Origin of the sequence: Ornithinibacillus gellani (genome assembly GCF_003730295.1) — a bacterium.
In the GTDB taxonomy this organism is placed as follows: Bacteria; Bacillota; Bacilli; order Bacillales; family Amphibacillaceae; genus Ornithinibacillus_A; species Ornithinibacillus_A gellani.
In genome coordinates, this window is record NZ_QTSZ01000053.1 from 111,631 (window position 1) to 137,403 (window position 25,773).

General features: G+C 38.4%; 26 protein-coding genes. 16 read left to right on the top strand and 10 right to left on the bottom strand.

The window, feature by feature from the left end; genetic code table 11:
* Nucleotides 1-46 precede the first annotated feature (46 nt).
* Nucleotides 47-1,399 (bottom strand): alanine/glycine:cation symporter family protein, encoded by a 1,353-nt coding sequence (locus DX933_RS18005; protein ID WP_123317819.1) that lies wholly within the window; start codon nucleotides 1,397-1,399, stop codon nucleotides 47-49.
* A gap of 338 nt (nucleotides 1,400-1,737) precedes the next feature.
* On the opposite strand from DX933_RS18005, the gene DX933_RS18010 reads away from it, so the two are divergent.
* The 3 genes from DX933_RS18010 to DX933_RS18020 are packed head-to-tail and all read left to right on the top strand — an operon-like array spanning nucleotide 1,738 to nucleotide 3,379.
* Nucleotides 1,738-2,211 (top strand): low molecular weight protein-tyrosine-phosphatase, encoded by a 474-nt coding sequence (locus DX933_RS18010; protein ID WP_123317820.1) that lies wholly within the window; start codon nucleotides 1,738-1,740, stop codon nucleotides 2,209-2,211.
* A 14-nt stretch (nucleotides 2,212-2,225) separates the two neighbouring features.
* Nucleotides 2,226-2,522: a YtxH domain-containing protein gene (locus DX933_RS18015; protein WP_123317821.1), complete on the top strand. Its 297-nt coding sequence runs from the start codon at nucleotides 2,226-2,228 to the stop codon at nucleotides 2,520-2,522.
* A gap of 38 nt (nucleotides 2,523-2,560) precedes the next feature.
* Nucleotides 2,561-3,379, top strand: coding sequence for a YihY/virulence factor BrkB family protein (locus DX933_RS18020; protein WP_123317822.1), 819 nt, complete (start codon nucleotides 2,561-2,563; stop codon nucleotides 3,377-3,379).
* 20 nt (nucleotides 3,380-3,399) lie between these two features.
* Here DX933_RS18020 and DX933_RS18025 read toward each other — a convergent pair whose 3' ends face one another.
* Nucleotides 3,400-5,328, bottom strand: coding sequence for a heavy metal translocating P-type ATPase (locus tag DX933_RS18025; protein WP_123317823.1), 1,929 nt, complete (start codon nucleotides 5,326-5,328; stop codon nucleotides 3,400-3,402).
* Nucleotides 5,329-6,105: 777 nt separating this feature from the next.
* Between DX933_RS18025 and DX933_RS18030 the strand changes: the two genes are divergently transcribed.
* The 12 genes from DX933_RS18030 to DX933_RS18085 all read left to right on the top strand — a co-directional run bounded on the left by DX933_RS18030 (nucleotide 6,106) and on the right by DX933_RS18085 (nucleotide 19,998).
* Nucleotides 6,106-7,029, top strand: coding sequence for a transporter substrate-binding domain-containing protein (locus DX933_RS18030; protein WP_123317824.1), 924 nt, complete (start codon nucleotides 6,106-6,108; stop codon nucleotides 7,027-7,029).
* A 12-nt stretch (nucleotides 7,030-7,041) separates the two neighbouring features.
* Nucleotides 7,042-7,731, top strand: coding sequence for an amino acid ABC transporter permease (locus tag DX933_RS18035; protein WP_397316893.1), 690 nt, complete (start codon nucleotides 7,042-7,044; stop codon nucleotides 7,729-7,731).
* Between the two features lie 163 nt (nucleotides 7,732-7,894).
* The gene (locus DX933_RS18040; protein WP_123317872.1) at nucleotides 7,895-8,287 is read left to right on the top strand and encodes an OsmC family protein; all 393 of its coding nucleotides are present in this window, start codon (nucleotides 7,895-7,897) and stop codon (nucleotides 8,285-8,287) included.
* A gap of 89 nt (nucleotides 8,288-8,376) precedes the next feature.
* Nucleotides 8,377-9,174 (top strand): YfkD famly protein, encoded by a 798-nt coding sequence (locus DX933_RS18045; RefSeq protein ID WP_123317826.1) that lies wholly within the window; start codon nucleotides 8,377-8,379, stop codon nucleotides 9,172-9,174.
* A 117-nt stretch (nucleotides 9,175-9,291) separates the two neighbouring features.
* Nucleotides 9,292-10,602, top strand: coding sequence for a Na+/H+ antiporter family protein (locus DX933_RS18050; protein ID WP_123317827.1), 1,311 nt, complete (start codon nucleotides 9,292-9,294; stop codon nucleotides 10,600-10,602).
* Nucleotides 10,603-11,487: 885 nt separating this feature from the next.
* The gene (gene pdaA, locus DX933_RS18055) at nucleotides 11,488-12,282 is read left to right on the top strand and encodes a delta-lactam-biosynthetic de-N-acetylase (protein WP_123317828.1); all 795 of its coding nucleotides are present in this window, start codon (nucleotides 11,488-11,490) and stop codon (nucleotides 12,280-12,282) included.
* A 143-nt stretch (nucleotides 12,283-12,425) separates the two neighbouring features.
* Nucleotides 12,426-14,000 carry an acyl-CoA synthetase MbcS gene (gene mbcS / locus DX933_RS18060; protein WP_123317829.1) on the top strand — a complete coding sequence of 525 codons (1,575 nt, stop codon included), beginning with the start codon at nucleotides 12,426-12,428 and terminating at the stop codon, nucleotides 13,998-14,000.
* 255 nt (nucleotides 14,001-14,255) lie between these two features.
* Nucleotides 14,256-16,400, top strand: a complete 2,145-nt coding sequence (locus DX933_RS18065; RefSeq protein ID WP_123317830.1) for an ATP-dependent Clp protease ATP-binding subunit — start codon at nucleotides 14,256-14,258, stop codon at nucleotides 16,398-16,400.
* 172 nt (nucleotides 16,401-16,572) lie between these two features.
* A complete protein-coding gene (locus DX933_RS18070) occupies nucleotides 16,573-17,442 on the top strand; it encodes a ComEC/Rec2 family competence protein (RefSeq protein WP_123317831.1) in 870 nt (289 codons plus the stop codon).
* A 618-nt stretch (nucleotides 17,443-18,060) separates the two neighbouring features.
* The gene (locus DX933_RS18075) at nucleotides 18,061-18,432 is read left to right on the top strand and encodes a GntR family transcriptional regulator (RefSeq protein WP_123317832.1); all 372 of its coding nucleotides are present in this window, start codon (nucleotides 18,061-18,063) and stop codon (nucleotides 18,430-18,432) included.
* Nucleotides 18,429-19,286 carry an ABC transporter ATP-binding protein gene (locus tag DX933_RS18080; protein ID WP_123317833.1) on the top strand — a complete coding sequence of 286 codons (858 nt, stop codon included), beginning with the start codon at nucleotides 18,429-18,431 and terminating at the stop codon, nucleotides 19,284-19,286. Before DX933_RS18075 ends, DX933_RS18080 begins: the two co-directional genes overlap by 4 nt.
* 1 nt (nucleotide 19,287) lies before the next feature.
* Entirely contained in the window at nucleotides 19,288-19,998 is a 711-nt protein-coding gene (locus DX933_RS18085; protein WP_123317834.1) for a hypothetical protein, read from the top strand.
* Nucleotides 19,999-20,040: 42 nt separating this feature from the next.
* Here the strand turns inward: DX933_RS18085 and DX933_RS18090 are convergent, their stop codons facing one another.
* The 5 genes from DX933_RS18090 to DX933_RS18110 are packed head-to-tail and all read right to left on the bottom strand — an operon-like array spanning nucleotide 20,041 to nucleotide 23,454.
* The gene (locus DX933_RS18090) at nucleotides 20,041-20,829 is read right to left on the bottom strand and encodes an ABC transporter permease (protein ID WP_123317835.1); all 789 of its coding nucleotides are present in this window, start codon (nucleotides 20,827-20,829) and stop codon (nucleotides 20,041-20,043) included.
* Nucleotides 20,801-21,736, bottom strand: a complete 936-nt coding sequence (locus tag DX933_RS18095; RefSeq protein WP_123317836.1) for an ABC transporter ATP-binding protein — start codon at nucleotides 21,734-21,736, stop codon at nucleotides 20,801-20,803. The genes DX933_RS18090 and DX933_RS18095 overlap by 29 nt, the downstream gene beginning before the upstream one ends.
* Nucleotides 21,737-21,937 (bottom strand): PLD nuclease N-terminal domain-containing protein, encoded by a 201-nt coding sequence (locus DX933_RS18100; protein WP_123317837.1) that lies wholly within the window; start codon nucleotides 21,935-21,937, stop codon nucleotides 21,737-21,739.
* 28 nt (nucleotides 21,938-21,965) lie between these two features.
* The gene (locus DX933_RS18105) at nucleotides 21,966-23,066 is read right to left on the bottom strand and encodes a DUF1648 domain-containing protein (protein ID WP_123317838.1); all 1,101 of its coding nucleotides are present in this window, start codon (nucleotides 23,064-23,066) and stop codon (nucleotides 21,966-21,968) included.
* Nucleotides 23,059-23,454, bottom strand: coding sequence for a GntR family transcriptional regulator (locus DX933_RS18110; protein ID WP_123317839.1), 396 nt, complete (start codon nucleotides 23,452-23,454; stop codon nucleotides 23,059-23,061). Before DX933_RS18110 ends, DX933_RS18105 begins: the two co-directional genes overlap by 8 nt.
* A gap of 726 nt (nucleotides 23,455-24,180) precedes the next feature.
* On the opposite strand from DX933_RS18110, the gene DX933_RS18115 reads away from it, so the two are divergent.
* Nucleotides 24,181-24,501: a hypothetical protein gene (locus tag DX933_RS18115; protein ID WP_123317840.1), complete on the top strand. Its 321-nt coding sequence runs from the start codon at nucleotides 24,181-24,183 to the stop codon at nucleotides 24,499-24,501.
* A 127-nt stretch (nucleotides 24,502-24,628) separates the two neighbouring features.
* On the opposite strand, the gene DX933_RS18120 is transcribed toward DX933_RS18115, so the two are convergent.
* The 3 genes from DX933_RS18120 to DX933_RS18130 form a co-directional block, all read right to left on the bottom strand.
* Nucleotides 24,629-24,943 (bottom strand): DMT family transporter, encoded by a 315-nt coding sequence (locus DX933_RS18120; protein WP_123317841.1) that lies wholly within the window; start codon nucleotides 24,941-24,943, stop codon nucleotides 24,629-24,631.
* Nucleotide 24,944: 1 nt separating this feature from the next.
* A complete protein-coding gene (locus DX933_RS18125) occupies nucleotides 24,945-25,277 on the bottom strand; it encodes a DMT family transporter (RefSeq protein ID WP_123317842.1) in 333 nt (110 codons plus the stop codon).
* Nucleotides 25,278-25,588: 311 nt separating this feature from the next.
* Nucleotides 25,589-25,717, bottom strand: coding sequence for a YfhE family protein (locus tag DX933_RS18130; protein WP_123317843.1), 129 nt, complete (start codon nucleotides 25,715-25,717; stop codon nucleotides 25,589-25,591).
* Nucleotides 25,718-25,773: the final 56 nt, after the last annotated feature.

Consider the following 25,773-nt stretch of genomic DNA (forward strand, 5'->3'; position numbering starts at 1 on the left):
GGGCCACTATAGACCCCGTTTATTGTTTTTTAGTTAAAAATATAGGTTACGAAGCATTCTGTTTTTCCAATGCCCGTTCTTCCTTGGATACCTTGATAAATTTCCTTGTTTCGTAAACGACTACCCCTGATAGCCCCAATAATCCAATCAAGTTCGGGAATGCCATTAATGCGTTCATAATATCTGCAACGGTCCAAACGACATCCAATTGTAAAACGGCACCAAAATATACACAAATGACAAATACAATTCGATAGTATGGCACGGTTTTATCTGTAAACAAGTAACTGAAGCATTTTTCACCATAGTAAGACCAGCCTACAAGGGTTGAAAATGCGAATAAGACAATACCAATCGTTACAATATATCCGCCAGTCTCCCCAAGGAATAAGGAGAATGAAGCAGCAGTTAAATCTCCACCCTCTATGCCACTGGTGTACATATCAGCCATTACAATAGTAATACCGGTAATGGAACATACAATGATGGTATCGATAAAGACCTGTGTCATCGATACAAGTGCCTGACGTCCCGGGTAATCTGTTTTGGCAGCAGCGGCTGCAATAGGAGCAGAACCTAAACCTGCTTCGTTGGAAAACACTCCACGGGCCACACCATAACGAATAACCGTTCCAATCACTCCACCGCCTAAAGCGCTTCCAGTAAATGCGTCATTAAAAATTAATCCAATTGCAGCAGGTACCACATCATAATTCATAATCATAATGATGAGGCCACCAGCAACATAAAATAATGCCATAACCGGAACGAAATATGCGGTTACCTTACCAATACTTTTAATACCACCGAGAATGACCAAACCAGTTAAGATGGTGAGAATAAGCCCAGTTGCCCAGTCAGGTATGCTGAAAGAGCGCGTTAATGCGTCAGATACAGAATTGGACTGCACCATATTGCCGATTCCAAATGCAGCAATCGAACCAAAAATAGCAAATAACACACCAAGCCATTTGGCATTTAATCCTCGTTCCAAATAGTACATTGGTCCACCAGACATTTCACCTTTACTATTCACCACACGATATTTTACAGCGAGAATTGCTTCAGCATATTTGGTCGCCATACCAAATAATGCGGATATCCACATCCACAATACCGCACCAGGTCCCCCTAAAACAACAGCAGTCGCTACTCCTACGATGTTTCCCGTTCCAATGGTAGCAGCCATTGCAGTGGTAAGTGCTTCGTAATGACTAATATCTCCTTTAGATTTACTATCCTGACGTTTTGGGCTGAATGCAAGCCGTAATGCATACGGCAACGTACGAAACTGCAAAAATCCTAGACGGATCGTTAAATACAAACCTGTACCAACGATAAGAATCAATGTGACTGGTCCCCATACAAAACTACTTATTTCCGCAAGTACCTTCTCCATTTTCTCCCACCTATCTATATATTGTTATACAGCTTATAACAAATATTCCGAAAAATTAAACAAAAGTCAAGCTATTTTTGAAAATAAATATTGGGAAATATGGAAAAGGTCAAAATGGTGGGCAACAACGATACTTTCAAATAAATAAATGACATTGCAACGCTCATACGAAGATGCTAACGATTCGAAAAAACGGATGTCTTTATTATGAGTAAACAAACTTTACAAACGATTAAATGGCGATAGACTGTAAAATTATCAAAACATCCTTCGACATTTTACTTAATTAAGCAACTGGGATTCGCTATAATAGAAGAAAAGAAAAAAGGTGGCTTGCTATGATTCGGGTTCTTTTTGTTTGTTTAGGCAACATTTGCCGTTCGCCAATGGCTGAGGCCGTTTTTCGAAAGCTTGTCGAACAAGAAAAGTTGCAGGACAATATTCAGGTGGATTCCTGTGGTATCGGTAGCTGGCATGAGGGAAATCCCCCGCATGAAGGAACGAGAAAGCTTTTAGACGCGCATGATATCAGGTATGATGATATGCAGGCTCGTCAAATCCAACCGACTGATTTACAAGGCTTTGATTATATTATTGCGATGGATGAACAGAATGTGAAAGATTTGCGCACAATAGGTTATCCTAAGGAACAGGTATATATTGGCAGACTACTGGACTTTGTCAATGGCACTTTTGAAAAAGATGTGCCAGATCCTTATTTTACTGGCGATTTCAATCAAACATATGCGCTTGTTATGGAAGGCTGTCAGCAATTATTAAAGCATATTATGAAGCAACATCATCTATACTAAAGGAGAGGGACATAATGGGAAAAAGAAAATTAATATCAGGTGTATTAATCGGAGCAGTGGTGGGTGGCCTTGCTGCATTGTTAGATCGAGGCACGCGTGAATATGCGACTACGAAGCTGCATGAAGTAAAAGAATCAACAAGCCGGTATACAAGTAATCCGCATGAAGCGATTCGGGATGCCCGTATAGCCTTTGATAAATTTAATCAAGGCTTTGCTGGGGGAGCGGAAAAAGCGATGGAATCCCTGGAAAAGTTGGAACAAACGATGAGTAAAGTTTCACAACGGGCATCGCAAATAGAGGAAAAATAACAGCTGGAAGTTACGGGCTCAATACGGGAGCGTGGCGAATGGATAGAATGATTCTTATGGGAAAGCAATTTGTTGGGCGTTTGTTGACAGGGGATTATTTTGGTCTCGCTGCACAGCTTGCTTACTTCTTTTTGCTTTCTCTATTCCCACTGCTCCTATTTATGATTACGTTAATCGGTTACCTACCTTTTGATGAACATCTTTTAACGGACATGCTGGCAACAGTTGCGCCAGCAGAATCCATGGATTTCATTACATCTAATATCAATAGTTTGGTGAATCAACAAAATGGTAGTTTATTATCCATTAGTATTCTTGGTACACTTTGGTCTGCCTCTAACGGTGTAAATGCAATTATGAAAGCATTTAACCGCGCATATGACGTACAAGAAGATCGGTCTTTTTTTATCTCGCGGCTCATTGCAATCGTTCTAACCATTGCAATGATTGGAATTATTGTCATTGCGATTGTGTTACCCGTGTTGGGAAAAATGATTGGTATTTATATCTTTTCTTTTTTTGGATTGTCCGATGATTTTGTTCAAGCGTGGGGGACATTGCGCTGGGGTGTAACATCGATTGTATTTTGTATCGTCTTTTTATTTCTTTATAAATTGGCTCCAAATATTCGGATATCCTTTAAGGATGCTTTTGGCGGAGCAGTATTTGCGACCATCTGCTGGCAGCTTGTATCCTATGCGTTTTCCTATTACGTTCATACGATAGGGAATTATTCAGCAACGTATGGCAGTCTAGGGGCGGTCATTATTTTAATGGTATGGTTTTATCTATCTGGAATTATTATTATTTCCGGTGGAATCTTAAATGCAGTATATCTGGATACAAAGAAAAAATAGCTGTTCCCATTTGGGAGCAGCTATTTTAGTAAGCGCAGGCCGTTTAGTATAACAAGAATGGTACTGCCCTCATGACCGATTACGCCAAGCGGCATATCTATTACTTGAAAGAAATTCGATAAAATAAGTACAGAAATAACAGCGATGGAAAAGAAAATATTTTGCTTTACAATTTGATTCATTTTTTTGGATAGACTGATGGCATGGGTTATTTTTTCTAAATCATCTTGCATGAGTACCATATCCGCCGTTTCTAATGCAACATCTGTTCCTTCACCCATGGCAATGCCAACATTTGCTGTTGCAAGCGCGGGTGCGTCATTAATGCCGTCACCAATCATAGCCACATTCCCATATTGCTTTCGCAGCCTTTTGATTTGTTTAACCTTCTCGACCGGTAAACAATTGGCTATATAATCATCGAGTCCTGCCTCAAGCGCAATTGCTTTCGCGGTTACAGGATTATCTCCAGTTAGCATGACCGTGTATATGCCATTTTGTTTCAATAGGGTTATTGCAGCTTTAGCTTCTGAGCGTATCGTATCTTTTAAAGCAAAGACAGCCACAAGTTCCCCGTCTTTCCGTGCACAAACAACTGTTTTTCCTTCTGCAGCTAATTTTTCAAGAATACCATGATGAAAGGATTGTTCTGCTTCCGTTTGTTGTGGTTTGCTAATTTCCCAATGGATACCATCCTGTATTGCAGAAATTCCTTTCCCTGCAATTGTTTTAACTTGCTCCATCGTTATATCAAATTTCTTCATTGCTTCTGCACTATAGCTTGCAATTGCTTTTGCAAGTGGGTGAGTAGATTCTTGTTCAATTTTACCGATGATTGCGGTGGTGTATGCTTCATCTGCTTTTACCGCGAAATAAGCATCTGTCACAACTGGTTGCCCGTTCGTTAATGTTCCGGTTTTGTCAAGTGCGATTGCTTTAACATGACCAAGATTCTCTACATGTACGCCACCTTTAAAAAGTACACCGGAGCGGGCACTTTTGGAAATAGCGGATAATGTTGCGGGCATGATAGAAGCAACCAATGCACATGGCGATGCAACAACGAGTAAAATCATGGCGCGGTAAATACTTTCTGAAAGGGGCCAGTCAAATAAAAGATAAGGTAGGAACATCATGATTCCCACAATAATCAAGACAACATTGACATATGTACCCTCAAATTTTTCGATGAATAATTGCGAAGGTGATTTTTCCGCCTGAGCAGATTGCACCATATTGATAATTTTTTGGAATAATGTTTCACTGGCAGGCTTGGTGATTTTTACCTGAATCGATCCGTTTAATGCGACTGTACCAGCAAATACTTCTGATTCCAATTCTTTTTCAACAGGGAGAGATTCTCCTGTAATTGCACTTTCGTCGACAGCAGTGGAACCTACTGTAATCATGCCATCTGCAGGGATTCTTTCACCAGCACGCACCAGTACAAGATCACCAATGGAAAGGTCTGATACTGGTACAATCCGCTGCTCCCCCTCATATATAAGCAGGGCTGTTTCGGGTTGCAAGTTCATCAACGCAGAAATTTCCCGATTACTTTTTTGAAGTGTGTAGGTTTCCAATGCACCAGATAATGCAAAAATAAAAATTAAAATGGCACCTTCAGTCCAATATCCAATGAACGCGGCTCCAATTGCCGCAAAAACCATGAGCATTTCCACGTTTAAACGTTTATTTTGAATAGTTTCTTCTATACCTTCCTTTGCTTTTGCAAAACCACCAATAACGAACGCGCCCAAATGAAGTCCAATCCAAACCGCATGGGATAAATACGCAGTATAAATCCAAGCGAACAGAATGATACCGCCACTTATAAGTGCTGCAACTAGCTCCATATGGGTGGATAACTTTTGGATAGATGTTCTTAATTTGGAAGGTCGCTTTTTTTTATGTTTTGGTTGAAGTAAAACGCGAGAAGTAGAATCCATTATCAATTCCTCCAATCCAATTGAGAATAATAATCATTAACAATTACCGTAAATATTGTCAATAACGTTACGAAACAATATATAAAAGGTGTTAATAGTTTATAATTATTATAAACAAGTAATTATTATAATCATACCACCCCGTGCAAGGAAGTCAAGGAAATTTTATGGCAAATTGAAGGGTTAACAAAGAATTCACAGATGCGTAAGTTTTTAGGGGAAGAATAAGATATGTTAGCTGATTTTGTTAAGATACAAGATTCGATAAAATGAAACTTCAATCAGTGGAGGTCTTTGCACTTCCTCCACTGATTGTTAGTTGAACCAATCAGGCCTACTTATAATTCTTGCTATCAACAAAAATTCTAGAGGTGGGGATCTTATAGCCAGTTAATCTGTGATAAACAGGATAAGAAGAAACGATAGAGCCGTTATAAACAAAGCAGATAGCTGAACTGATTTCTTCAAAAGTAAAATGTCAACGCAAGCAGTTAAAAGTAGGAATGGATTTGCAGTAAATAAAGCAATTGGAATATGGCTTTATTATGAAGAGCTGGCGTGGATATATACTGAAATAAATCCACTTTATTCGGAAGCTACATTACCGCAACGAGATCATGATGGATTTCTATGGAATGCTTTTTTGTAAATAAGAAAATCTATATAACAGTTTGACATTTTTCATGATAACAGTTCTTAATTTATTGAAATGCTAGTTAATAACTGTTACAATCTTCTTGGGGTTTTTAATAATACATAAGAATAGGGGCGTAAGAGATGAAGCGAGGTTTTCTAATATTTATTGTCATTATATCTGCTGTACTATTACTAGCTGCATGTGGGGATGATACGTCGAAGGATGAAAATTCCTCTAAGGATGATAAAAAAACTTCAGAGGATCAAGCAACAGCAGAAGAAGAAACAAAAACAGATGAAGTATGGGAAAAGATTAAAGATAAAGGCGAAATTGTCGTCGGTACTTCAGGTACATTAATCGCAGCTTCTTACTATGAAGGAGAAGGCGAAAAAGAAGATGAGTTGACGGGTTATGATGTTGAGGTTATGCGTGAAATTGCGAAGCGCTTAGACTTAGACATTTCATTTGAGATTATGGGAATAGATAGCATGCTGCCAGCAATTCAGAGTGGGCGCATTGATGTAGCAGCAAATGATATTGAACCAACAAAAACACGCAGAGAAGCATTTGACTTTAGTGAGCCATATAAATATTCTTATACTACGATGGCTGTACGTAAAGAAGATAACTCTGGTATAGAGAGCTTGGAAGATTTAAAAGGGAAAAAAGCTGGTGGTGGAGCAACGACTATTTATAGTCAAATTGCAGAGCATTATGGTGCAGAGGTTATTACTTATGGAAACGCGCCAAATGAAGCTTACCTTCGTGACGTAGATAATGGCAGAACAGATGTTGTAATCAATGATTATTATTTGACCAAATTCGGTGTTGCAGCATTCCCGGATTTTGATATCCATTTGCATCCAACATTGAAATTCAATCCGACAGAGCAAGCAGTTGTGTTACCTAAGGGTGCAGAACAGCTAGCAGAACATATAAATAAGGCATTGGAAGAGATGCGTGAAGATGGAACATTATCGGAGCTTGCCATCAAGTTTTATACAGAGGATGCTTCCATAAAGCCGGAGGGCGAGATTGAAGAAGTTGAAGGATTGGAATTTTAAGGGTCGATGATGTTGAGTGAGACATTCAACTTTGGTAGATTGTTTGATCCAGGATTAGCATGGGAAAATTTACCCTTTGTGCTAAGCGGCTTGCCAATGACGCTGATTGTATCCATTGTTGGTATGGTGATTGGTTTAGTACTCGGTTTATTTTTGGCTTTAGCCCGCAGTTCAAAAAGCTGGGTGCTGCGTTGGCCTTCACGCTTATATATTTCATTTATGCGTGGGACACCAATATTGGTATTCTTATTCATATTGTATTTTGGACTACCGGTAGTAGGGGTTGAATTTTCTGCTTTTACTGCTGCAGCACTTGGCTTTGGACTTAATAGTGCTGCATATATCGCAGAAATTAATCGTGCCTCTTTAAATAGTATTGATCAAGGTCAATGGGAATCAGCTAAAGCCCTTAATTTAGGCTATTGGTCCACTTTAAGAAAGGTAATTTTGCCGCAAGCAACGAGAATTGCGATACCCCCATTAACGAATGTGTTTATGGATATTGTTAAAGCAACTTCTCTGGCGGCTGTTATAACCGTGCCTGAGCTGTTCCAAAAAACACAAATTGTTGCCGGTCGAACCTTTGATGCGATGACGATGTATATTTTAGTAGCACTCATCTACTGGCCAATTTGTATTTTGATTGGAATGCTACAGGACTATTTGGAAAAACGTTACAGTAAATTTGTATCGGAAAAATAATAGTTATACAAAATCCATGAAGTGCAATTGCTTCGTGGATTTTTGTTGTTTTGATTTTGTTTTCCAAGTGTTTCTTACTGCAATTCATTCGGCACATAGGTTATGATAATGAAAGAATGATGAAAACTTGGAGAGGGAGCTGAAAATGATGGATGGAAATACGATGAAGCTGATTTTAAAAGATGAAGGGATGCGTACCGATTTAAGCTATGGAGAATTAAATATCTCTGGTAATGAGGAGTATGGTTTTCGTCCATTTCAGTTAATGGTCGCTTCCATAGCGGGCTGCAGTGCTGGTGTTTTTCGAAAGGTTTTGGAAAAACAGCGCGTTGAATTTGAAGATATCCAATTAGATGCTTCTGTGGAAAGAAATCCGAAAGAAGCAAATCGTATTGAAAAAATCACACTGCACTTTGTTGTAAAAGGACACCGACTAAACCAAGAAAAGCTGGAAAAAAGTCTTGCCGTTAGTCGGAAGAATTGCTCTATGGTTCGCAGTGTAGAAAATAGTATTCAAATTGAAGAAAAAGTAGAAGCGATTGAACTAAGTATGTAGTGCCTACGTGCGTCAACTAACGAATTAAAAAAATGCGTATAATTTTCCGTAGTCCGATTATGCTAAGACAAAAAGAGAGGACTGGGCAGATGGGTAAATATGTACGTTGGACAGGTATATTTGTTATCATTATTTTGTTGTTGACGCCGGTGACTGGACTAGCAAAAGAAAAGATTAAAGAAAAGAATAAATATGAAATTCCGGAGCATGTGTTGACAATTTCTAAAGAGAACACCTTTCCAAATGCAACAGCAGATTTGGAGGTTGTTGAGCCAAGTAAGCAAACGAAGGAATTATTGAAACAAACCGATACCAAAATCGAAAACCCTGATTTAATCAAGCTTTTAAATGAAACAACGATTAAGCCATCGCCAATAGCCATTGGTTATCGTGGGATGGTTTTCCTTGGACGTTGGCCACTCCATTACCAATCCGAGGAAACGAACGTGAATTGGCAGTACCAACAGATAAATACAAATGAAGCGAATAACTTTTCAGGTGATGAAGATAGAAAGCTCCATTATAATCAAATGAAACAGAAAGAAATAAAGGGAGCGCTCACAAATAAAATCAGTCATACAGAAGACGTGAAAAAAATGCTGCTGCAAACAGCAAAAAAGAAATCCAAGCTTCCACTTTCTTATGAGACCGTTATTGGAAAAGATACCAAAAAGGATCATATGTATACCGTTCCTGTAAATAAAATTGGTCTGCTAAATGCGTACGCGACTGCTGTTAATGAAAAAGGGAAAGTTACCTTTGGAGAAGTGTATATTGAACTGAAGGGATCTAAAAAACAAATTGTGTTAAAAAATATCACCAAACAAGGTGTTGGTGCTTGGATACCCATTCAGGATCATGTATCTTTCACTTTCCAATTAAAATAAAACGAGAAAAAAGCAAATCGAGCAAAAGGCGATTTGCTTTTTTAAATGCATTGACTTTATTGTTTTAATGCTTTAGTATAGTGAAGTATAAATAATAATAAATTGGGGAGAAAAAATATGGAATGGGTTGTAATTGGGTCAGTGTTAATTATGACAATTCTAAGCTTGTTACGAGTAAACGTAATAATTGCTATTTTAATAGCAGCGTTATCAGCAGGACTTATGTCAGGGGAATCTCTTGTGGATTCCATCAAAATGGTTGTTGAAGGAATGGGTGGTCAATCATCCACAGCATTAAGTTATATTTTACTAGGAGCTTTCGCGGTTGCCATTAGCTATACCGAAATTACCTCTATTCTTGTGTCGTATTTGATTCGAGTCTTGACTGGTAAGAAAACGATGATGCTGTTAGCTATTGCTGGAATTGCTACCTTATCACAAAATCTAATACCAGTTCATATTGCATTTATACCAATATTAATTCCACCCTTATTGAAGGTATTTGATGACATGCGTGTGGATCGACGAGCAGTTGCATCTGCTTTAACATTTGGATTAAAGGCACCTTATATCATGATACCGGCAGGATTTGGACTACTATTTCATGGCATTATATTTGAAGCAATGGAGAAAAACGGCGCGGCTATTTCCATGGGGGATATTGCCTTATCCATGCTTTTCCCAGGTGCAGGTATGATTGTTGGTTTATTCGTTGCCATCTTTATTACGTATCGTAAAGACAGAGATGCAGTTGCTGGGGCAGGTGGATCAGCAGGAGTAATATCTACAGCATCCCCGAAAAATGTTCGTTTTAACTTGAAACATGGTCTGACGTTAGCTGCAATCGTTGCCGCACTTGTCGTACAGATTATCACAGAAAATCTAATTGCTGGTGCGTTAACGGGAATTATCTTGATGTTTTTGTTTCGAACCGTGCCATTTAAAAGTGGTGATAAGATAATGTCAGACGGTGTTGCGATGATGGGGACTATCGCTTTTGTCATGCTGATTGCCTCAGGTTATGGAGATGTTTTAAAGAAAACAGGTGCCGTTGATGCGCTAATTGAAGCTTCTTCAGAATTTTTAGGGGGAAGTAAACCAATGATTGCATTTATTTTATTGCTTGTTGGATTAGTTGTAACGATTGGTATAGGTACATCCTTTGGAACCATTCCAATCCTTGCAGCTTTATATGTACCCATTTGTATCGCAGCTGGTTTTTCTCCGATGGCCATTGCTGCATTAATTGGAACGGCTGGTGCACTTGGGGATGCAGGATCACCAGCAAGTGATTCGACACTCGGTCCAACAGCAGGTTTGAATGCGGATGGAAAACACAATCACATATGGGACACCTGTGTACCAACATTTTTACATTATAATATTCCATTGTTTATTTTCGGTTGGATTGCCGCAATTGTACTTTAACAATTGCGCAATACCACCGATTTTTTTGATTTGATGGATTGTTATGTTTGTTTGGATTCACACCCCCAATAAAGGGCGCGACAACCTTGTCCCAAATGTTCTTCAAATTTATTAACGATTTCAATCCACGCTCCTAGTAAAAGGAGCGACACAGGATATTATGCAATGCTCATCCAACAAATAATTTCAATCCACGCTCCTAATAAAAGGAGCGACTGCGACATATTGACATATTTTATATTTCTTATCTATATATAGTAGTTCACTTATTCATTTCTCTTGATTGAATAAAAAAAGCCTTATTTTATACGTTGATTATCGTATATTTTAAGCGAATCTCCCTGGAAAAACATGTTCACTTCAGGTTCGCGCATTAAAATATGAGCGGTTTTTCAACTTTAATTAAAAGTTTAGCACCTATATGCTTCACCTTATGTTCTATTGCTTAAACATTATTATATAAATAAAGTGCAAAATCACAGATTCAAAAGAAATTAGTAAATTACATCGATCAATCTACTGGTTCGAACTATTCACCAAATAGTTAATTTAGCTGTTAACATAATTTGTTTGACTTATCCATGTATTAGGTATTTAGTAACCTGTACATTCATTATAAAACAGCTTTGGAAAGAAATTTTATTATACTTCTTAGTGTATCTTAAGAACTGAGTAATTTCTACTAATAATTGGTTTTTATGTCATTCTTTTTACCTAAAATAGGCTTATAAAATTCATGGAAAAATAGAAAATGTGGAAAATCTAATCGTTATAAACTGTCTTGCAGTATAGGATGCTTAATATTAACCTCCGTCCATAGTCGCTTCATTCTGTATAAGGTGACAGCTAATTGGAAAAAGTAAGCTAAAAAGGCGGAGTGAAATAATGCGGAAATTTACCATGCGAATAATTAGTGGTTTGATTTTAATGACGTTTATATGTACACAATCGGTTTTAGCTGCACCGGGATTTGGCTGGGGATATAAGCAGAACAATGATAATAAAGTGCCTGAAATTGGTAAGTATCAATCTATATTAGAAAAGTACGGTGCGTACTATGTGGATCCTTCTGGGGACAAGACCATTTATCTCACCTTTGATAATGGCTATGAACAAGGGTATACAGAAGGAATATTAGATGTGCTAAAGAAGCATCATGTGCCAGCTACTTTCTTTGTTACGGGGCATTATGTGAAGGATGAGCCAGCATTGGTGAAACGAATGGTGAAGGATGGGCATATCATTGGCAATCATTCCTATCATCATCCTGATTTTAGCATTTTGTCAAAGCAAAGTATGCAAGAGGAGCTGGAAACACTGGAGGCAGCAGTAGCCGCTATTTCTGAGCAAAAAGAGCTGAAGTATTTACGGCCGCCACGAGGTGTATTCAATGAGCGTACGCTTCAGTGGTCGAATGAGCTTGGATATATTCATGTATTTTGGTCCCTTGCCTTCAAGGATTGGAATACAGACCAACAGCAGGGCTGGAAGTATGCCTATGATCAAGTGATGAAGCAGGTTCATCCAGGTGCAATTGTATTATTGCATACGGTATCATCAGATAATGCCCAAGCATTGGAGCATATTATTACACAGTTAAAGAAAGAGGGCTACCAATTTGGCAGTTTGGATGATCTCGTATTAAAAGATCGTCTACCAAGAGGTATATTTGGTATGTGAAATAAATAGCATAAAAAATATCTGTTAGGTATTCCATGGAGAAGTGGAATACCTTTTTTTAGAGGGAAGGTTTAGAATATTCTTTTAAAATATCATCTCTTTTTGTTATACTAGAGGAATATTAATAATGGGAGTTGATAATATTGAATAGACAGGATTTGATAGCTCCGGAAACATATAATATTTCAATGGAAGTGGAACGATATGCAAAGGATTTATCTAGGAAAGCTCTCATTTGGCAAAATGAGGCCGGTGACAAAAGTGAAATAACGTATCATGAACTCATGAAAAACGTGAATCGTGTTGGAAATGTATTTCAGAATAAAGGGTTGAAACAGGGAGATAAATTATTGGTGATGATACCACGATTAATTGAAGCTTATACCGTCTATTTAGCTGCGCTTAAAACGGGAATCATTATTATCCCTTGTTCCGAAATGTTAACAACGCATGATCTGCAATTTCGTGTTACGCATGGGGAAGTGAAGGGGGTTGTCAGTTATTATCCATATGTAGAACAATATGAAGCATTGGAACAATATGATACATTAGATAAGTTTGTCATAGGTGGGCAAAGAGATGATTGGTATGACTTGGATGATTTGGCGAGAAATGCTTCCGAAATGCTTGAAACGGCAAAAACGACACGGGATGATATTGCCTTTTTACCTTATACATCGGGAACAACAGGTAATCCAAAAGGTGTTGTTCATACACACGGCTGGGGATTTGCCCATTTAAAGACTGCTGCAGAAAATTGGTTATGTATTGAGGATGGCGATAAAGTGTGGGCGACTGCGGGACCGGGGTGGCAGAAATGGATATGGAGTCCCTTTCTTTCCGTCCTTGGATCTGGCGCAACTGGATTTGTATATCACGGTAAATTTGATCCGGTGACCTATTTAAAATTATTGCAGCAGGAAGAAATTAACGTACTTTGTTGTACACCGACAGAATACCGATTAATGGCTAAAGTAGATCATTTGAATGATTTCAAATTACCAAAGCTTCATAGTGCTGTTTCTGCTGGAGAGCCGTTAAATGTCGAAGTGATTGATACGTTTCGAAAATACTTTGATGTAACTGTTCGTGATGGGTATGGACAAACTGAAAATACTTTGCTTCTTGGTGTCATGAAAGGAATGAAGGTAAAACCGGGGTCGATGGGAAAGCCTACTCCAGGTAATGAAGTGGAAATTATTGATGCGCAAGGAAATCCCGTTGCAGTTAATGAAATAGGTGATATTGCGCTTAAATTAAATAGTCCAGCACTATTCCGGGAGTATTATAAGGATAGTGAAAAGACGAGTATGTCCAGGCGTGGGGACTTTTATGTAACAGGCGACCAAGCTACAAAGGATGAAGATGGCTATTTCTGGTTTGAGGGGAGAAGTGATGATATTATCATCAGTTCAGGATACACCATTGGTCCGTTTGAGGTAGAGGATGCGCTTGTGAAGCATCCATTTGTGCAGGAATGTGCAGTGGTGGCTAGTCCAGATGAAATAAGAGGAAGTATTGTCAAAGCCTTCGTTGTATTAAAGGAAAATGTTGATCGCAATGATCCAGAACTGGTGAGCAAGCTTCAGAATCATGTGAAGGAGCAAACGGCGCCATATAAATATCCAAGAGAAATTGAATTTCTTGATGAATTACCAAAAACGACATCTGGAAAGATTAGACGAATTGAACTACGCCAACAGGAAAAATATAAATAATAAATAATGAATGCATGCATCTAGTAATTTCGCTGGATGCATGTATTTTTTTGCACCAATAGTAGGTGAACAGGAACGATAAATTTTTTAAAAAAATAAGCAAAAACACTTGAAAGTCAAAAAAGGTCAGAGTATAATAAAGCTACAAGGTCAAAGATAGTCAAAGTCAAACACCTTGTTAACATTGAATGTCATCTTCAGTTAGATACCATGTTATATGGTCAATACTTAAATGAATGAAGGAGGCAGTTTCTTATGAAATGTCAAAAATGTAATGTCAATGAAGCAAATATTAATGTTGCCATGCAATATAATCAAGAGAAGATGCAATTACATCTATGTAATGCATGCTTTCAAGAAGTACAAAATCAAATGATGAATTCGAATGACTTTTTTAATCATCCCATGTTTGGTGGGAATGCTGAAGATGCATTCAATGGAGCTTTCCAGGCCAATGGAGCTGGGCAGGCAGGTACAAGAACAAAACAGCGTGCAAAAAATGGTGGGAATGGTTTATTGGATCAGCTTGGTAAAAATCTATCCCATGCTGCACAAGCTGGCTTGATTGATCCTGTGATTGGTCGTGATCAGGAAATTAAGCGTGTGATTGAAACGTTAAACCGTCGTAATAAAAATAACCCAGTCTTAATCGGGGAACCAGGTGTTGGTAAAACAGCAATTGCTGAAGGGTTAGCAGTTCAAATCGCAGAAGGAACCGTTCCAGCGAAGCTAATGAATAAGGAAGTATATTTATTAGATGTAGCATCGCTTGTTGCGAATACTGGTATCCGCGGTCAATTTGAAGAGCGAATGAAGCAGTTAATTCAAGAACTGCAACAACGAAAAGATGTTATTTTATTCGTGGATGAAATTCATTTACTAGTCGGAGCAGGGACAGCGGAAAGCTCACAAATGGATGCAGGGAATATCTTAAAACCAGCATTAGCACGTGGTGAAATGCAATTAATTGGCGCAACTACTTTGAAGGAGTATCGTCAAATTGAAAAGGACGCAGCGCTGGAACGTCGATTGCAGCCAATCATTGTGCATGAACCAACGTCTGAAGAAGCCATCCAGATTTTGAATGGTATCAAGGATCGTTATGAGAAGTTTCATGAAGTCCGCTATTCAGATGAAGCGATTCGTGCATTTGTTACTTTATCTGATCGCTATATTCAGGATCGATTTTTACCAGATAAAGCAATCGATTTAATGGATGAAGTAGGATCTCGATTGAATTTGTCTAATGCAGAAAAAGACTCTGTTTCTATTGAAAATCAACTTGCCAATGTAAAGCAGGAGAAAGAACAAGCGGCGGAAAAAGAAGATTATGAACGTGCGGCTAACCTTCGTTATCAAGAAATTCAATTGGAAAAACAATTGGAAAAGGCGAAGGGCGAGGAGCAGGTCATCGATGTAGATGTATCCGATATCCAACTCATTGTAGAAGAAAAAACGGGTATCCCGGTTACCAAACTACAGGCTGATGAGCAGAAGCAAATGAAGAATTTGGCAGCGAATCTGGGCAAACGTGTGATTGGTCAGCAAAAAGCAGTTGATCAGGTTGCGAAAGCAATTCGTCGCAGCAGAGCAGGATTGAAATCGAAAGAACGTCCAATTGGCTCCTTCCTATTTGTTGGACCGACTGGCGTTGGTAAGACGGAATTAACCAAAGTACTAGCAGATGAATTATTTGGTTCACGCGATGCGTTAATTCGTCTCGATATGAGTGAATATATGGAGAAGCATGCCGTATCCAAAATTATCGGTTCGCCTCCAGGCTATGTAGGACATGAAGAAGCCGGTCAATTGACTGAACGTGTCAGACGTAATCCATATTCCATCATCTTGTTGGATGAAATTGAAAAAGCGCATCCAGACGTTCAAAATATGTTCTTGCAGATTATGGAGGATGGACATTTAACAGACTCTCATGGTCGCAGGGTAAACTTTAAAGAAGCGGTTATTATCATGACCAGTAATGCTGGTACTGGTGATAAGACCATTAATGTCGGCTTCCATGCAGCTGCTCATGATTCTGTTTCAACTATGGAATCGTTAGGGGCATACTTTAAACCAGAATTTTTAAACCGGTTTGATTCGATTATTACCTTCAATGAATTATCAGAGGAGAATCTGCTTGTGATTGTAGATTTGATGCTTGATCAATTGAAGGATACGATTGAAGAGCATGATATCACCATTGAATTGACGGATGATGCAAAACGGGAACTGGTACGACTTGGTTATGACCCACGCTTTGGTGCAAGACCATTGCGACGTGTTATTCAAGATAAAATAGAGGATCCTTTAACGGATTTAATATTGGAGCATGATGATGTGAAAGCAGTGAAGGTCCAATTGATAGATGATGAAATATCCGTAGAAATGCAAGCTTAATCGTTGTAGTAACCATTTTTACCCTCTACCGTATCGGTGGGGGGTTTTTATTTAACTTCACAAGTAGACATGATGATACATAATAATTCGCCTTCTTCCATTTTCCATTCATAAATTACAGGTTTTCGAAAAAACTATTCATAGAAATACTGTTGGAATTGAGGCTTGGTTTATGAAGCGATGGAAACAGTTTACTTGTTGTGTCTTTCTGATGTTGTTGGTGCTTCCGGTTCAGGTGGATGCCTACCCAGCTAAAAAGCTTGCAGTTCATTTTTTGGATGTGGGACAAGGCGATAGCATATTGATTCAGACGCCAACTGGAAAACATATTTTAATTGATGGTGGACCACCGGAAGCAGGGAAAACCGTAGTAAATTATTTAAAAGCATTAGAAATTGATAAGATTGATTTATTAATTGCTACCCATCCAGATATCGATCATATTGGCGGGCTACCTGCAGTGATGCAGGCTTTTCCGGTTAAGTTATTAATGGATTCTGGAAAAGTGCATGGTACGAAAACTTATATGCGATACTTACAACAAATCCGAAAGAAACAGATACCGATGATGCTTGCGCGAAAGAATCAATCCATTGATATCGATCCGTTGATGGATTTGCAGGTACTTAATACATCCAGTAAACATAAATCAAACAATCAGTCATCTATTGTACTTAAACTAAGCTTTGGAAAACATGATTTATTGTTCATGAGTGATATTGAACAAAAACAAGAAAAAGAACTTTTGTCACAGTATGATGTGCAGGCTGATTTAATTAAGGTGGCACATCATGGCTCGAAAACGAGTAGCTCTAAAGTATTTCTGGAAGAGGTTGACGCGAATGTAGCAATCCTCACCTACAGTAAGGACAACGACTATGGTCATCCGGTCGAACGCGTCATTAAGCGACTGCTTCAGCTCGATACCCATATTTATTCTACCGCTGTATTCGGCCATATTATTTTTCAAACAGATGGACAGAACTTTTTAATCTTTCCCGAAAAGGGACCACTGGATGCACTGAATGAAAAGACTGGTTAAGCGAGAATGCAAGAACTACCGTATTGGATTACATCCATACGGTTTTTTTCTGTTTAGAATATAAAAATCAAAAATTTTTCACAGATTAACTGGCTGTAAGATCCCCGCTACAAGCGTTTTTGTTGATCACAAGAATAGTAGGGGATCAACAGCCAGTAAAAGCCTGATTGGTTCAACTAACAATCCGTGGGGGAAGAGCAAAAACCCCACGGATTGAAGTTTCACTTTATCACAGATTAACTGGCTGTAAGCCCCACATCGAGAATTTTTGTTAATAACTAGAGTTGTAAGTGGGGGGGCAACAGCCAGTAAAAGCCTGATTGGTTCAACTAACAATCCGTGGGGGAAGAGCAAAAACCCCACGGATTGAAGTTTCACTTTATCACAGATTAACTGGCTGTAAGCCCCACATCGAGAATTTTTGTTAATAACTAGAGTTGTAAGTGGGGGTCAACAGCCAGTAAAGGCCTGATTGGTTCAACTAACAATAAGTGGGGAAGTGCAAAAACCCCACTTATTGAAGTTTCACTTTATGTTGACAATGTAACTTATTCTGTTATATAGTTAATTACATAAGTAACTAACCATATAACTAAGAAATTCAATAAAGGTGATGAGATGAAAAACAAGCTAGACGAAACAAAGCCAATCTATTTACAAATTAAAGAGCAAATTGAAGATTCCATCATTAATGGTAGCGTTGATGCTCATGAACGGGTGCCATCGACCAATGAGTTTGCAGCTTTTTATAAAATTAATCCAGCAACTGCTGCCAAAGGGATCAATGAATTGGTTGATGAAGGAATATTGTTTAAACGAAGGGGTGTAGGGATGTTTGTAACGGAACAAGCAAAATTGCAATTGCTTCAGAATAGAAAACAGTCTTTTTATGAAAATTATATTCAGCCATTAAAGCGGGAAGCTAAAAAGTTAAATATTGGTGTAGAGGATTTAATGGAAATGGTAAATCGGGAGGATGAGGATATATGAAAATTGAGGTCAAAAATCTAACTAAAAAATATCGTGACAAGTATGCATTAGATCATCTTTCCTTTACGTTAGAAAGCAATAAGATTTACGGCTTGCTTGGGCGTAATGGGGCAGGGAAGACGACGTTTATGGAAATATTGACAGGGCAAATGCTGGCATCATCTGGTGAAATTATCATTGATGGCGAAAACCCATTTGAAAATCAAAATATAACCGAATCGATTTGCTTAATAAAAGAAGGGAATAATTTCAAACGAGATTTGAAAGTGAAGCATGTGATTCAAATGTATTCGTACTTCTATCCAACATGGGATGCTGCGTTAGCCGAAAAATTGCTGCAAACGTTCAAGTTGAATCCAAAAGCTTCTATTAAAACGTTGTCCAAAGGAATGGAATCATCACTTGGCATTATTGTTGGATTAGCCAGCCAAGCACCGATTACGATTTTTGATGAACCGTATATTGGAATGGATGCGGCAGCTCGCAAGGTATTTTATGAAGTCCTGCTCGAGGAATATGAGAAAAGAAAGCGGACCATCATCTTTTCAACTCATTTGATCGATGAAGCTAGCTTGCTCTTTGAAGAGGTCCTCATTATCCAAGATGGGAAGCTTGTTTTGAAAGAAGAGGCAGAGGAATTACGAACCCATACATGTGCAGTTTCAGGGAGTGTGGAAGCGGTAGAGGCATTTATTCAAGATAAAGAGGTTATTCATCAAAAGAAAATGGCTGGAATGATGACAGCATATTTGTTTGCTACAGAAGAAGAAGCAAATGCGCATGGCTTACATGTAGAAGGAATTCCAGTACAGGAATTAATGATTCATTTAACAGATGGAAAGAGGAGTGCATAGTATGGGGAGACAGATTAAAGGATTATTGTATTTTTTCGTGATGGACATTCGGTATTCTCTGATGATTTTTTGGACCATACTGATTAGCCTGCTGGCTGTTTCATTGGCAATTAGTCACTTTTTGGAAAGCGCCATTGCAAGTGGTTCAGGTGTATTTACCTTTGTATTAACTGGACCAATTTACGTCTATTGTGCCATTATCGGTTTTTTAACAGTAAGAGATTATATTCCATATTCATTAAAGCTAGGTGCAACGCGTAAAAGCATATTTGTTAGTATAGGTATATTTTTCTTTGGACTTGCATTCGCGAAATCAGTTGCTGCAACCATCATCCAAGCGGCGGTTGAAAAAGGTGTAGACCTGTTTGGGATGAAGTATTTTATATTTCTACATCCTGCACAGCTGTTAACAGATACTTGGTACAATCGTCTCATTATCGATACGTCAATATCATTCTTCTTTGCGGTTTTGTTATTTTTAATAGGGCTAATATTTTACCGATTCGGTTTGGCAGGCGGGGGCAGTGCGCTTGGAATCGTAGGAATATTATTATTAATTGGTCTTGCTAAAGGATGGGTATTTGATTTTGCTAAACATGTATTTACAACCTTTGATATGGTGTTCTTTGCACAGTTATTTGGTGTTGCGCTTGTGATTTATGCTGTAACGTTTGTGTTGGTAAGGAAAATATCCATCTTTAAGGTGAAATAAAAGAAGGCTGCTATCAATGGCAGCCTTCTTTGATTAGAAACATTACTCGCTTTTTCTTGAAGCATACTTCGTTTGGAAAATGAATATGGTTCCTATTAATAAACATATGATACAAAGTATTGTGAGTCCGGCCGCCCCGTAAAGTGCTGATGGCACTGCATTGGTAATTAACATTTCATGTATATGCCCTGAAATATTTGCTGGACTCCAGCTTAGCTTGGTTCCAAAAACTGAAGTTACCGTGCTTATAAGAATGACCGTTCCAATTGTTGCTGCTGCAATGGCACCCTGGGATGATATCCAAGCATTGTAAAATATGGATATGGTCACAATGAGGCTTAGCCATAATCCGTAAAATAAGAAAGCGCCTAAAATATGTGTGATTGTTAAACTCCCAAAAAAGAGCGTTACATAATACCAGCTAGCTAGTAATGCGAGTAGAAGCGAAGTCAATAGCAGTAGTATATAGGAAGCCCATTTTGCTGTAATATAATTAAAATAGGATACTGGTTTGACAAGAATTAGTTCCGATACACCGCTTTTTCTTTCCCCAGCAATCGTTCCCATGGATATTAAAGCAATGACTAATACACCAAGTGAGCTAAGCTGTGCCAAGCTCATCATAATCGCCTCAGCAGGGTTTGGCATTGGCATTTCAAATACAGCTCCTTCTGGCAGTCCGCCAGCAGCTTTTAAAATGGTTGGCATATAATACGTTGTTACCGGCTCCATAGCTGCTAGTAAAATAAATACGAGTGGGACCCACATCCATTTGAAATTACGGATGTTTTCCTGTATTTCTTTACGAAATAGAATGATCCATTGTTGCATGCTGATCCACCACCTTTACAAACATATCCTCCAGTGAGGTTCGATTAATGACGAAGCTAGTAAGTGGCCAATTTTCCTTGGCAGCAGCTTGTAAGATGACGGTTCGTGCTACTGAAATATCTGTAGCATCAACATGAAGCATGTCACGATTTATTTGGACTTCAAGTATGCCTGGCAGGTTTTGGAGTTTTTCTTGGTAATGTGCTACGTCGTTTTGAAACGCCAATTCTATTTTGGTTGTTTGATATTTCCCGCGTAGTTTCTTCATACTGCCCGCTTCAATTAATCTCCCGCGATCGAGTAATAGTAATTCATCACTAACTTCTTCTGCATCTGTTAAAATATGTGTCGAAAACAAGATAGCCATTTCTTTTTTTAGTGATTCCAATAGGGTTAGAATTTCACGACGGCCAATTGGATCCAAGGATGAAACGGGCTCATCCAGTAACAACAGCTTTGGCTTATGGATAATCGCCTGCGCAATCCCCAAACGTTGCTTCATTCCACCTGAATAACCGCTAATCCGTTTGTTTCGTGCGGTCTCCAATCTCATCCGTTTTAGTAAATCTTCTGAACGTATATCTGCCTCTGCCTTGGATAAAAATGCAAGCTGACCACAATGCATTAAAAACTCTTTACCTGTCATCCAATCATAAAACACCGGATATTGCGGCAAATACCCAATCCATTGCCGTCGATCCGTGCCACCATTTAACCCAGTAAATTGTATGGTACCGGAAGTTGGTGCGAGTAAACCGGCCAACATACGTAAGGTGGTTGTTTTCCCAGCACCATTTGGTCCAAGTAATGCAATGCATCTATTTGCTTCGAATGAGAAGTCGAGTGGGTGAACAGCAGTGTGTCCATTGTAAATTTTCGTCAATTGATTAACTTGCAAAATAGTCAACTATTCCTGCCTCCTTCCAATTACGAAATATAATATTGGTCCAATCATACTAAGAAATATAATAAATATTAGCCACATCGATCGGGGGCCATTCGTGCTTTTTCCTTTTAGCCAATCGATTAATGCGATAAGAATGAGTAATCCCTGAATAACTAAAAGAGGTGCGATTGCCGCCCAATTGATGTCATTAAATATCGCCATTTCTTCTTCCTCCTTCATGTATATTCAATTAAGTTAGTAAAATGGATAGAAGTATTGGAATTGCAATGATCCCAATCAGAATAAGCCATGAAATCGGGTTACCAAAATTAACTGTCCAGCCAATCCCGAATCGCTTTTCAAGAAAAATAGAAGGATCATTTTTATTCACATAAAATTGTCCAAGCTTCCAATATCGATCATCATCCCGGTCAATCCCATCATTTGCTTCACCATTTACTTTGATTCGGCTACCGCCTTGCCCGGTGGTAAAGGATAATACGATCGCACCGAATAAGATAATCGCGGTACTGCCAAATGTAACTGCCATGAGCACGGCTGCTGGAATGGTGAAAATAAATGATAACTGCGCAAAAGCAAATAGGAGAACCATTAGCGTTCCAGATATTATCATGAAAGCAGACCATCTTCTTCTGAACAGCATCCCCTGCAGCATGGATTTCTTAGGATCAGCAGCACTTACCTGTTGTTTTGCTCTTGCAATCATGGCGTTGATAAAGATAAACAGTAATGTCATACACACTTGAATCGCTGGCATAAATAGAATGGAGCGGGTTGTTTTTTCTGTCCAGTTGGTAACCTGACCCGAAAAATCATAGTTGATTGGAATTTGATTAGGAATGCGATCGTAATAAACAATTGTCAACAATATGGTTGCTAACGTAATCAAAAAAGCAGGTATGAACCACGCATTGGAATGCGTAAGTTTCTGATCACGAAATGTCGTGTCAACAATGATCTGCTGGTTCTTTTTTTGATGCCAATTTTCCTGTTCTTTTAATTGCTTCATTTGAGAATGAAAATATAGGTAGATAATAAAGCTGAGTAATATATATCCGATAATAATAACACTAAAATATAAAGCAATTTGATGTTCGGTTAAATGACTCCCACGAAAGAGGAACAGCCAAATAAGGGAAACTGTAATACTTAAAATACTTGTAGCAAAGGCGTATTTCTTTCGCATGCTTCGGAGTTTAGCTGTACCATATATTTCTTCCGGGATAGAAACGCCAAAGCTTTCTGTTTTTCTCGTTAAATATGGAATCCATATGAAAAAAAAGAATAATGGTAAAAGGATGAGAAATAAATATATATTCATATCATTCATCTTTGCCACCCCTTTCGAATGATTGATAAAGCTCCTTACATACTTGCATGAAAGTGTCTGCGTCAACCGCTCGACAAATAGATTCTGCTACGAGCGGATGCAAAGTCTTCTTTAATTGATTCATATAAACTTCATCTGCAGCAGGTATTCCGTCTGGATTGACAACGACGCCACGCTGTCGATGGATCAGAATAAATCCATCTTGCTTTAACTGTTGATATGCCTTATTAACGGTATGCAAATTGATACCAATATCAGCTGCAAGTGATCTAACAGAAGGAAGTCGTTCACCTGGCAGTATTTCTTTTTTGGCAATTCCTGCAATGATTTCCTGAACCAGCTGCGTATAAATCGGTTCACTGGATTCAAAGTCAAGATTGATGAGCAATGCTGCCACCTCCAATTTAAATGCTTGGAATATATGTTATATATAATGTATAACAAGAATAACATAAAGTCAATATAATTGTTTATATGGACCAATGAAAAGACATATGAGTGAGGCGGTTTCATTGTATGAAAAAGCATGTGGAATAGACTGGGAGAAACAATTGTAGACTGTCATGACGACGTGGTGTGAATAGATGGTTGAACGAAACAAACGAATTGGAAGCTCATGACATTCATGGAGCGTATCGTTGATCGTAAATTTTAAAAGTGTTGTAAGCAGAGCGGTTCGCAATGGAAACATGTAATTAGGATGGAGGTGTTTTAGTCGTAGGAGTCTATGATAAGTCAACCTCATGGATTAGAAAAGGGCAGACTAAGTGATAAAGTGAAACTTCAATCAGTGGGGTTTTCGCACTTTCCACTGATTGTTAGTTGAACCAATCAGGCCTTTACTGGCTGTTGATCCCCCACCCACAATTCTTGTTATCAACAAAAATTCTTGAAGTTGGGGGTCTTACAGCCAGTTAATCTGTGATAAAGTGAAACTTCAATCAGTGGGGTTTTCGCATTTCCCGTTCTTACAATTCTTGTTATCAACAAATCTGTGATAAACAATTGGATAGATACAAAATATATAAAAGTTTGATAAACTAAGATAAAATAAATTCATATTTTTATAGCATAAATTGACCTGTATAAAGTATTCGTAAAGGAGGGAAATGAGGTGGACTTTATAAAAACAAAAAAGTTTTATACATTTTTATCGCTATTATGTGCAATAGGTGTATTTTTGATGAGTGGCCCATTTCAAAGTATGGCATATTGGGGAAGTGATATGACTTGGTATTGGGTTGGCGTTTCCTTCACGTATTTTCTTTGGTTGATGGGTATCGTTTTCTTGGTATTAGCAATTACGAAGAAAGAACATATGAAAGGGAAATTAACATTTGGTCTAACAATAGCCCAAGTAACGACAGTTATTTTATTAATTTCCGGTTTTTTATGGACGACCTTTGTGATTATTGCAGGAATGTCCGGAATGTGAGGTTTCTATATTCATTCATGTTTTTCCAGGAACCGATAATATAAACAGAGCTTCCGAAATTGGAAGCTCCGTGTTGCATACCATATGCCAAATTGCCCGCAGCAGACGAATGGATTTCTAGAGTCTATTATTCAAGCAGTTTTAAACCAGCAGCACCAGCAATAATGCAACAGAGAAACGCAATTCGCTTCCAGCTAGCTGATTCATTAAAAAATAGAATACCCATGATAACTGCACCAGCAGCACCGAGGCCAGTCCATATGGCATACGCTGTTCCGAGCGGAATGCTTTGCATCGCCATCGATAAAAAAACAAAACCGAAGCCAAAGGTAATAATAAGAATACCCAGTCGGGGAAGAGATTTTTTTTGCAGATATAAATTAATACCCATCACACCAAATATCTCCCCAAAGCTTGCGATGATTAAATAAATCCAGGCCATATTAATCACCCTTTCCTTCCGGTTCAGGGCTTGTCGTTAATTTGATACCGATTACCCCGATAATAATCAAACCGATTAATAATGCCTGTGGAAGGGAAAAGGCTGCATCAAAAAAGATGATATCAACCAGTACAATCGCCGCAGCACCAGAGCCCGTAAACACAGCATACACCGTTCCGGATGGTAATTTTTCACATGATTTAATAATGAAATAGAAGCTGAAAATAATCGCGATCACGGTGCCAATCCATTCCAGTGCAGTTGAAGCATAACGGAGACCGATCACCCAAAATACTTCCACAATTGCTGCACACAACACGTAAAACCACGCCATGAATGAATTCCTCTCCTATCAATTAAGCAAATATATGTAAGGACACTATCCAGCTACATTCTAGCATATCCCAATCAAACAAGCTTAAATGAAAGCATATTCGGGTGTTTAGCAAGGTGTAAATTTCTCGAGATATCTCCTGTTTAAACTGTGGAATTGCAGTCTTCAATCAAAGTCCAACGAACCGAAATACAGTATAAACACTTCAGATGACTTGTTCATAAAAAAAGAAGCTATTTCCACTCCTTATGGGAATGTCGATAGCACCCTTCTTTACATCATATATGATTCACAAATATCAGGAACATCATTTAACTTTTGTTCCTTTTTTCTGAAGCTGCTTCGTACGTTCGATTGGCCCGTTTGAATTCTTTCTGATAAAGCACTTCTTGGGTCTTATTTAGAAATTTTTCCGGACTATCTTTTCGTTTTGCCACCATAGGATATGCACCTCCTACAACTTTATATTGTTGTATCTATCATGCCCATCCATGGT

What these genes read in the sequence shown, in the direction of transcription:
- DX933_RS18005 (WP_123317819.1), bottom strand. Translation starts at nt 1,399, where the DNA reads ATGGAGAAGGTACTTGCGGAAATAAGTAGTTTTGTATGGGGACCAGTC.
- DX933_RS18010 (WP_123317820.1), top strand. Translation starts at nt 1,738, where the DNA reads ATGATTCGGGTTCTTTTTGTTTGTTTAGGCAACATTTGCCGTTCGCCA.
- DX933_RS18015 (WP_123317821.1), top strand. Translation starts at nt 2,226, where the DNA reads ATGGGAAAAAGAAAATTAATATCAGGTGTATTAATCGGAGCAGTGGTG.
- DX933_RS18020 (WP_123317822.1), top strand. Translation starts at nt 2,561, where the DNA reads ATGGATAGAATGATTCTTATGGGAAAGCAATTTGTTGGGCGTTTGTTG.
- DX933_RS18025 (WP_123317823.1), bottom strand. Translation starts at nt 5,328, where the DNA reads ATGGATTCTACTTCTCGCGTTTTACTTCAACCAAAACATAAAAAAAAG.
- DX933_RS18030 (WP_123317824.1), top strand. Translation starts at nt 6,106, where the DNA reads ATGAAGCGAGGTTTTCTAATATTTATTGTCATTATATCTGCTGTACTA.
- DX933_RS18040 (WP_123317872.1), top strand. Translation starts at nt 7,895, where the DNA reads ATGAAGCTGATTTTAAAAGATGAAGGGATGCGTACCGATTTAAGCTAT.
- DX933_RS18045 (WP_123317826.1), top strand. Translation starts at nt 8,377, where the DNA reads ATGGGTAAATATGTACGTTGGACAGGTATATTTGTTATCATTATTTTG.
- DX933_RS18050 (WP_123317827.1), top strand. Translation starts at nt 9,292, where the DNA reads ATGGAATGGGTTGTAATTGGGTCAGTGTTAATTATGACAATTCTAAGC.
- pdaA (WP_123317828.1), top strand. Translation starts at nt 11,488, where the DNA reads ATGCGGAAATTTACCATGCGAATAATTAGTGGTTTGATTTTAATGACG.
- DX933_RS18065 (WP_123317830.1), top strand. Translation starts at nt 14,256, where the DNA reads ATGAAATGTCAAAAATGTAATGTCAATGAAGCAAATATTAATGTTGCC.
- DX933_RS18070 (WP_123317831.1), top strand. Translation starts at nt 16,573, where the DNA reads ATGAAGCGATGGAAACAGTTTACTTGTTGTGTCTTTCTGATGTTGTTG.
- DX933_RS18075 (WP_123317832.1), top strand. Translation starts at nt 18,061, where the DNA reads ATGAAAAACAAGCTAGACGAAACAAAGCCAATCTATTTACAAATTAAA.
- DX933_RS18080 (WP_123317833.1), top strand. Translation starts at nt 18,429, where the DNA reads ATGAAAATTGAGGTCAAAAATCTAACTAAAAAATATCGTGACAAGTAT.
- DX933_RS18085 (WP_123317834.1), top strand. Translation starts at nt 19,288, where the DNA reads ATGGGGAGACAGATTAAAGGATTATTGTATTTTTTCGTGATGGACATT.
- DX933_RS18090 (WP_123317835.1), bottom strand. Translation starts at nt 20,829, where the DNA reads ATGCAACAATGGATCATTCTATTTCGTAAAGAAATACAGGAAAACATC.
- DX933_RS18100 (WP_123317837.1), bottom strand. Translation starts at nt 21,937, where the DNA reads ATGGCGATATTTAATGACATCAATTGGGCGGCAATCGCACCTCTTTTA.
- DX933_RS18105 (WP_123317838.1), bottom strand. Translation starts at nt 23,066, where the DNA reads ATGAATGATATGAATATATATTTATTTCTCATCCTTTTACCATTATTC.
- DX933_RS18120 (WP_123317841.1), bottom strand. Translation starts at nt 24,943, where the DNA reads ATGGCCTGGATTTATTTAATCATCGCAAGCTTTGGGGAGATATTTGGT.
- DX933_RS18125 (WP_123317842.1), bottom strand. Translation starts at nt 25,277, where the DNA reads ATGGCGTGGTTTTACGTGTTGTGTGCAGCAATTGTGGAAGTATTTTGG.
- DX933_RS18130 (WP_123317843.1), bottom strand. Translation starts at nt 25,717, where the DNA reads ATGGTGGCAAAACGAAAAGATAGTCCGGAAAAATTTCTAAATAAGACC.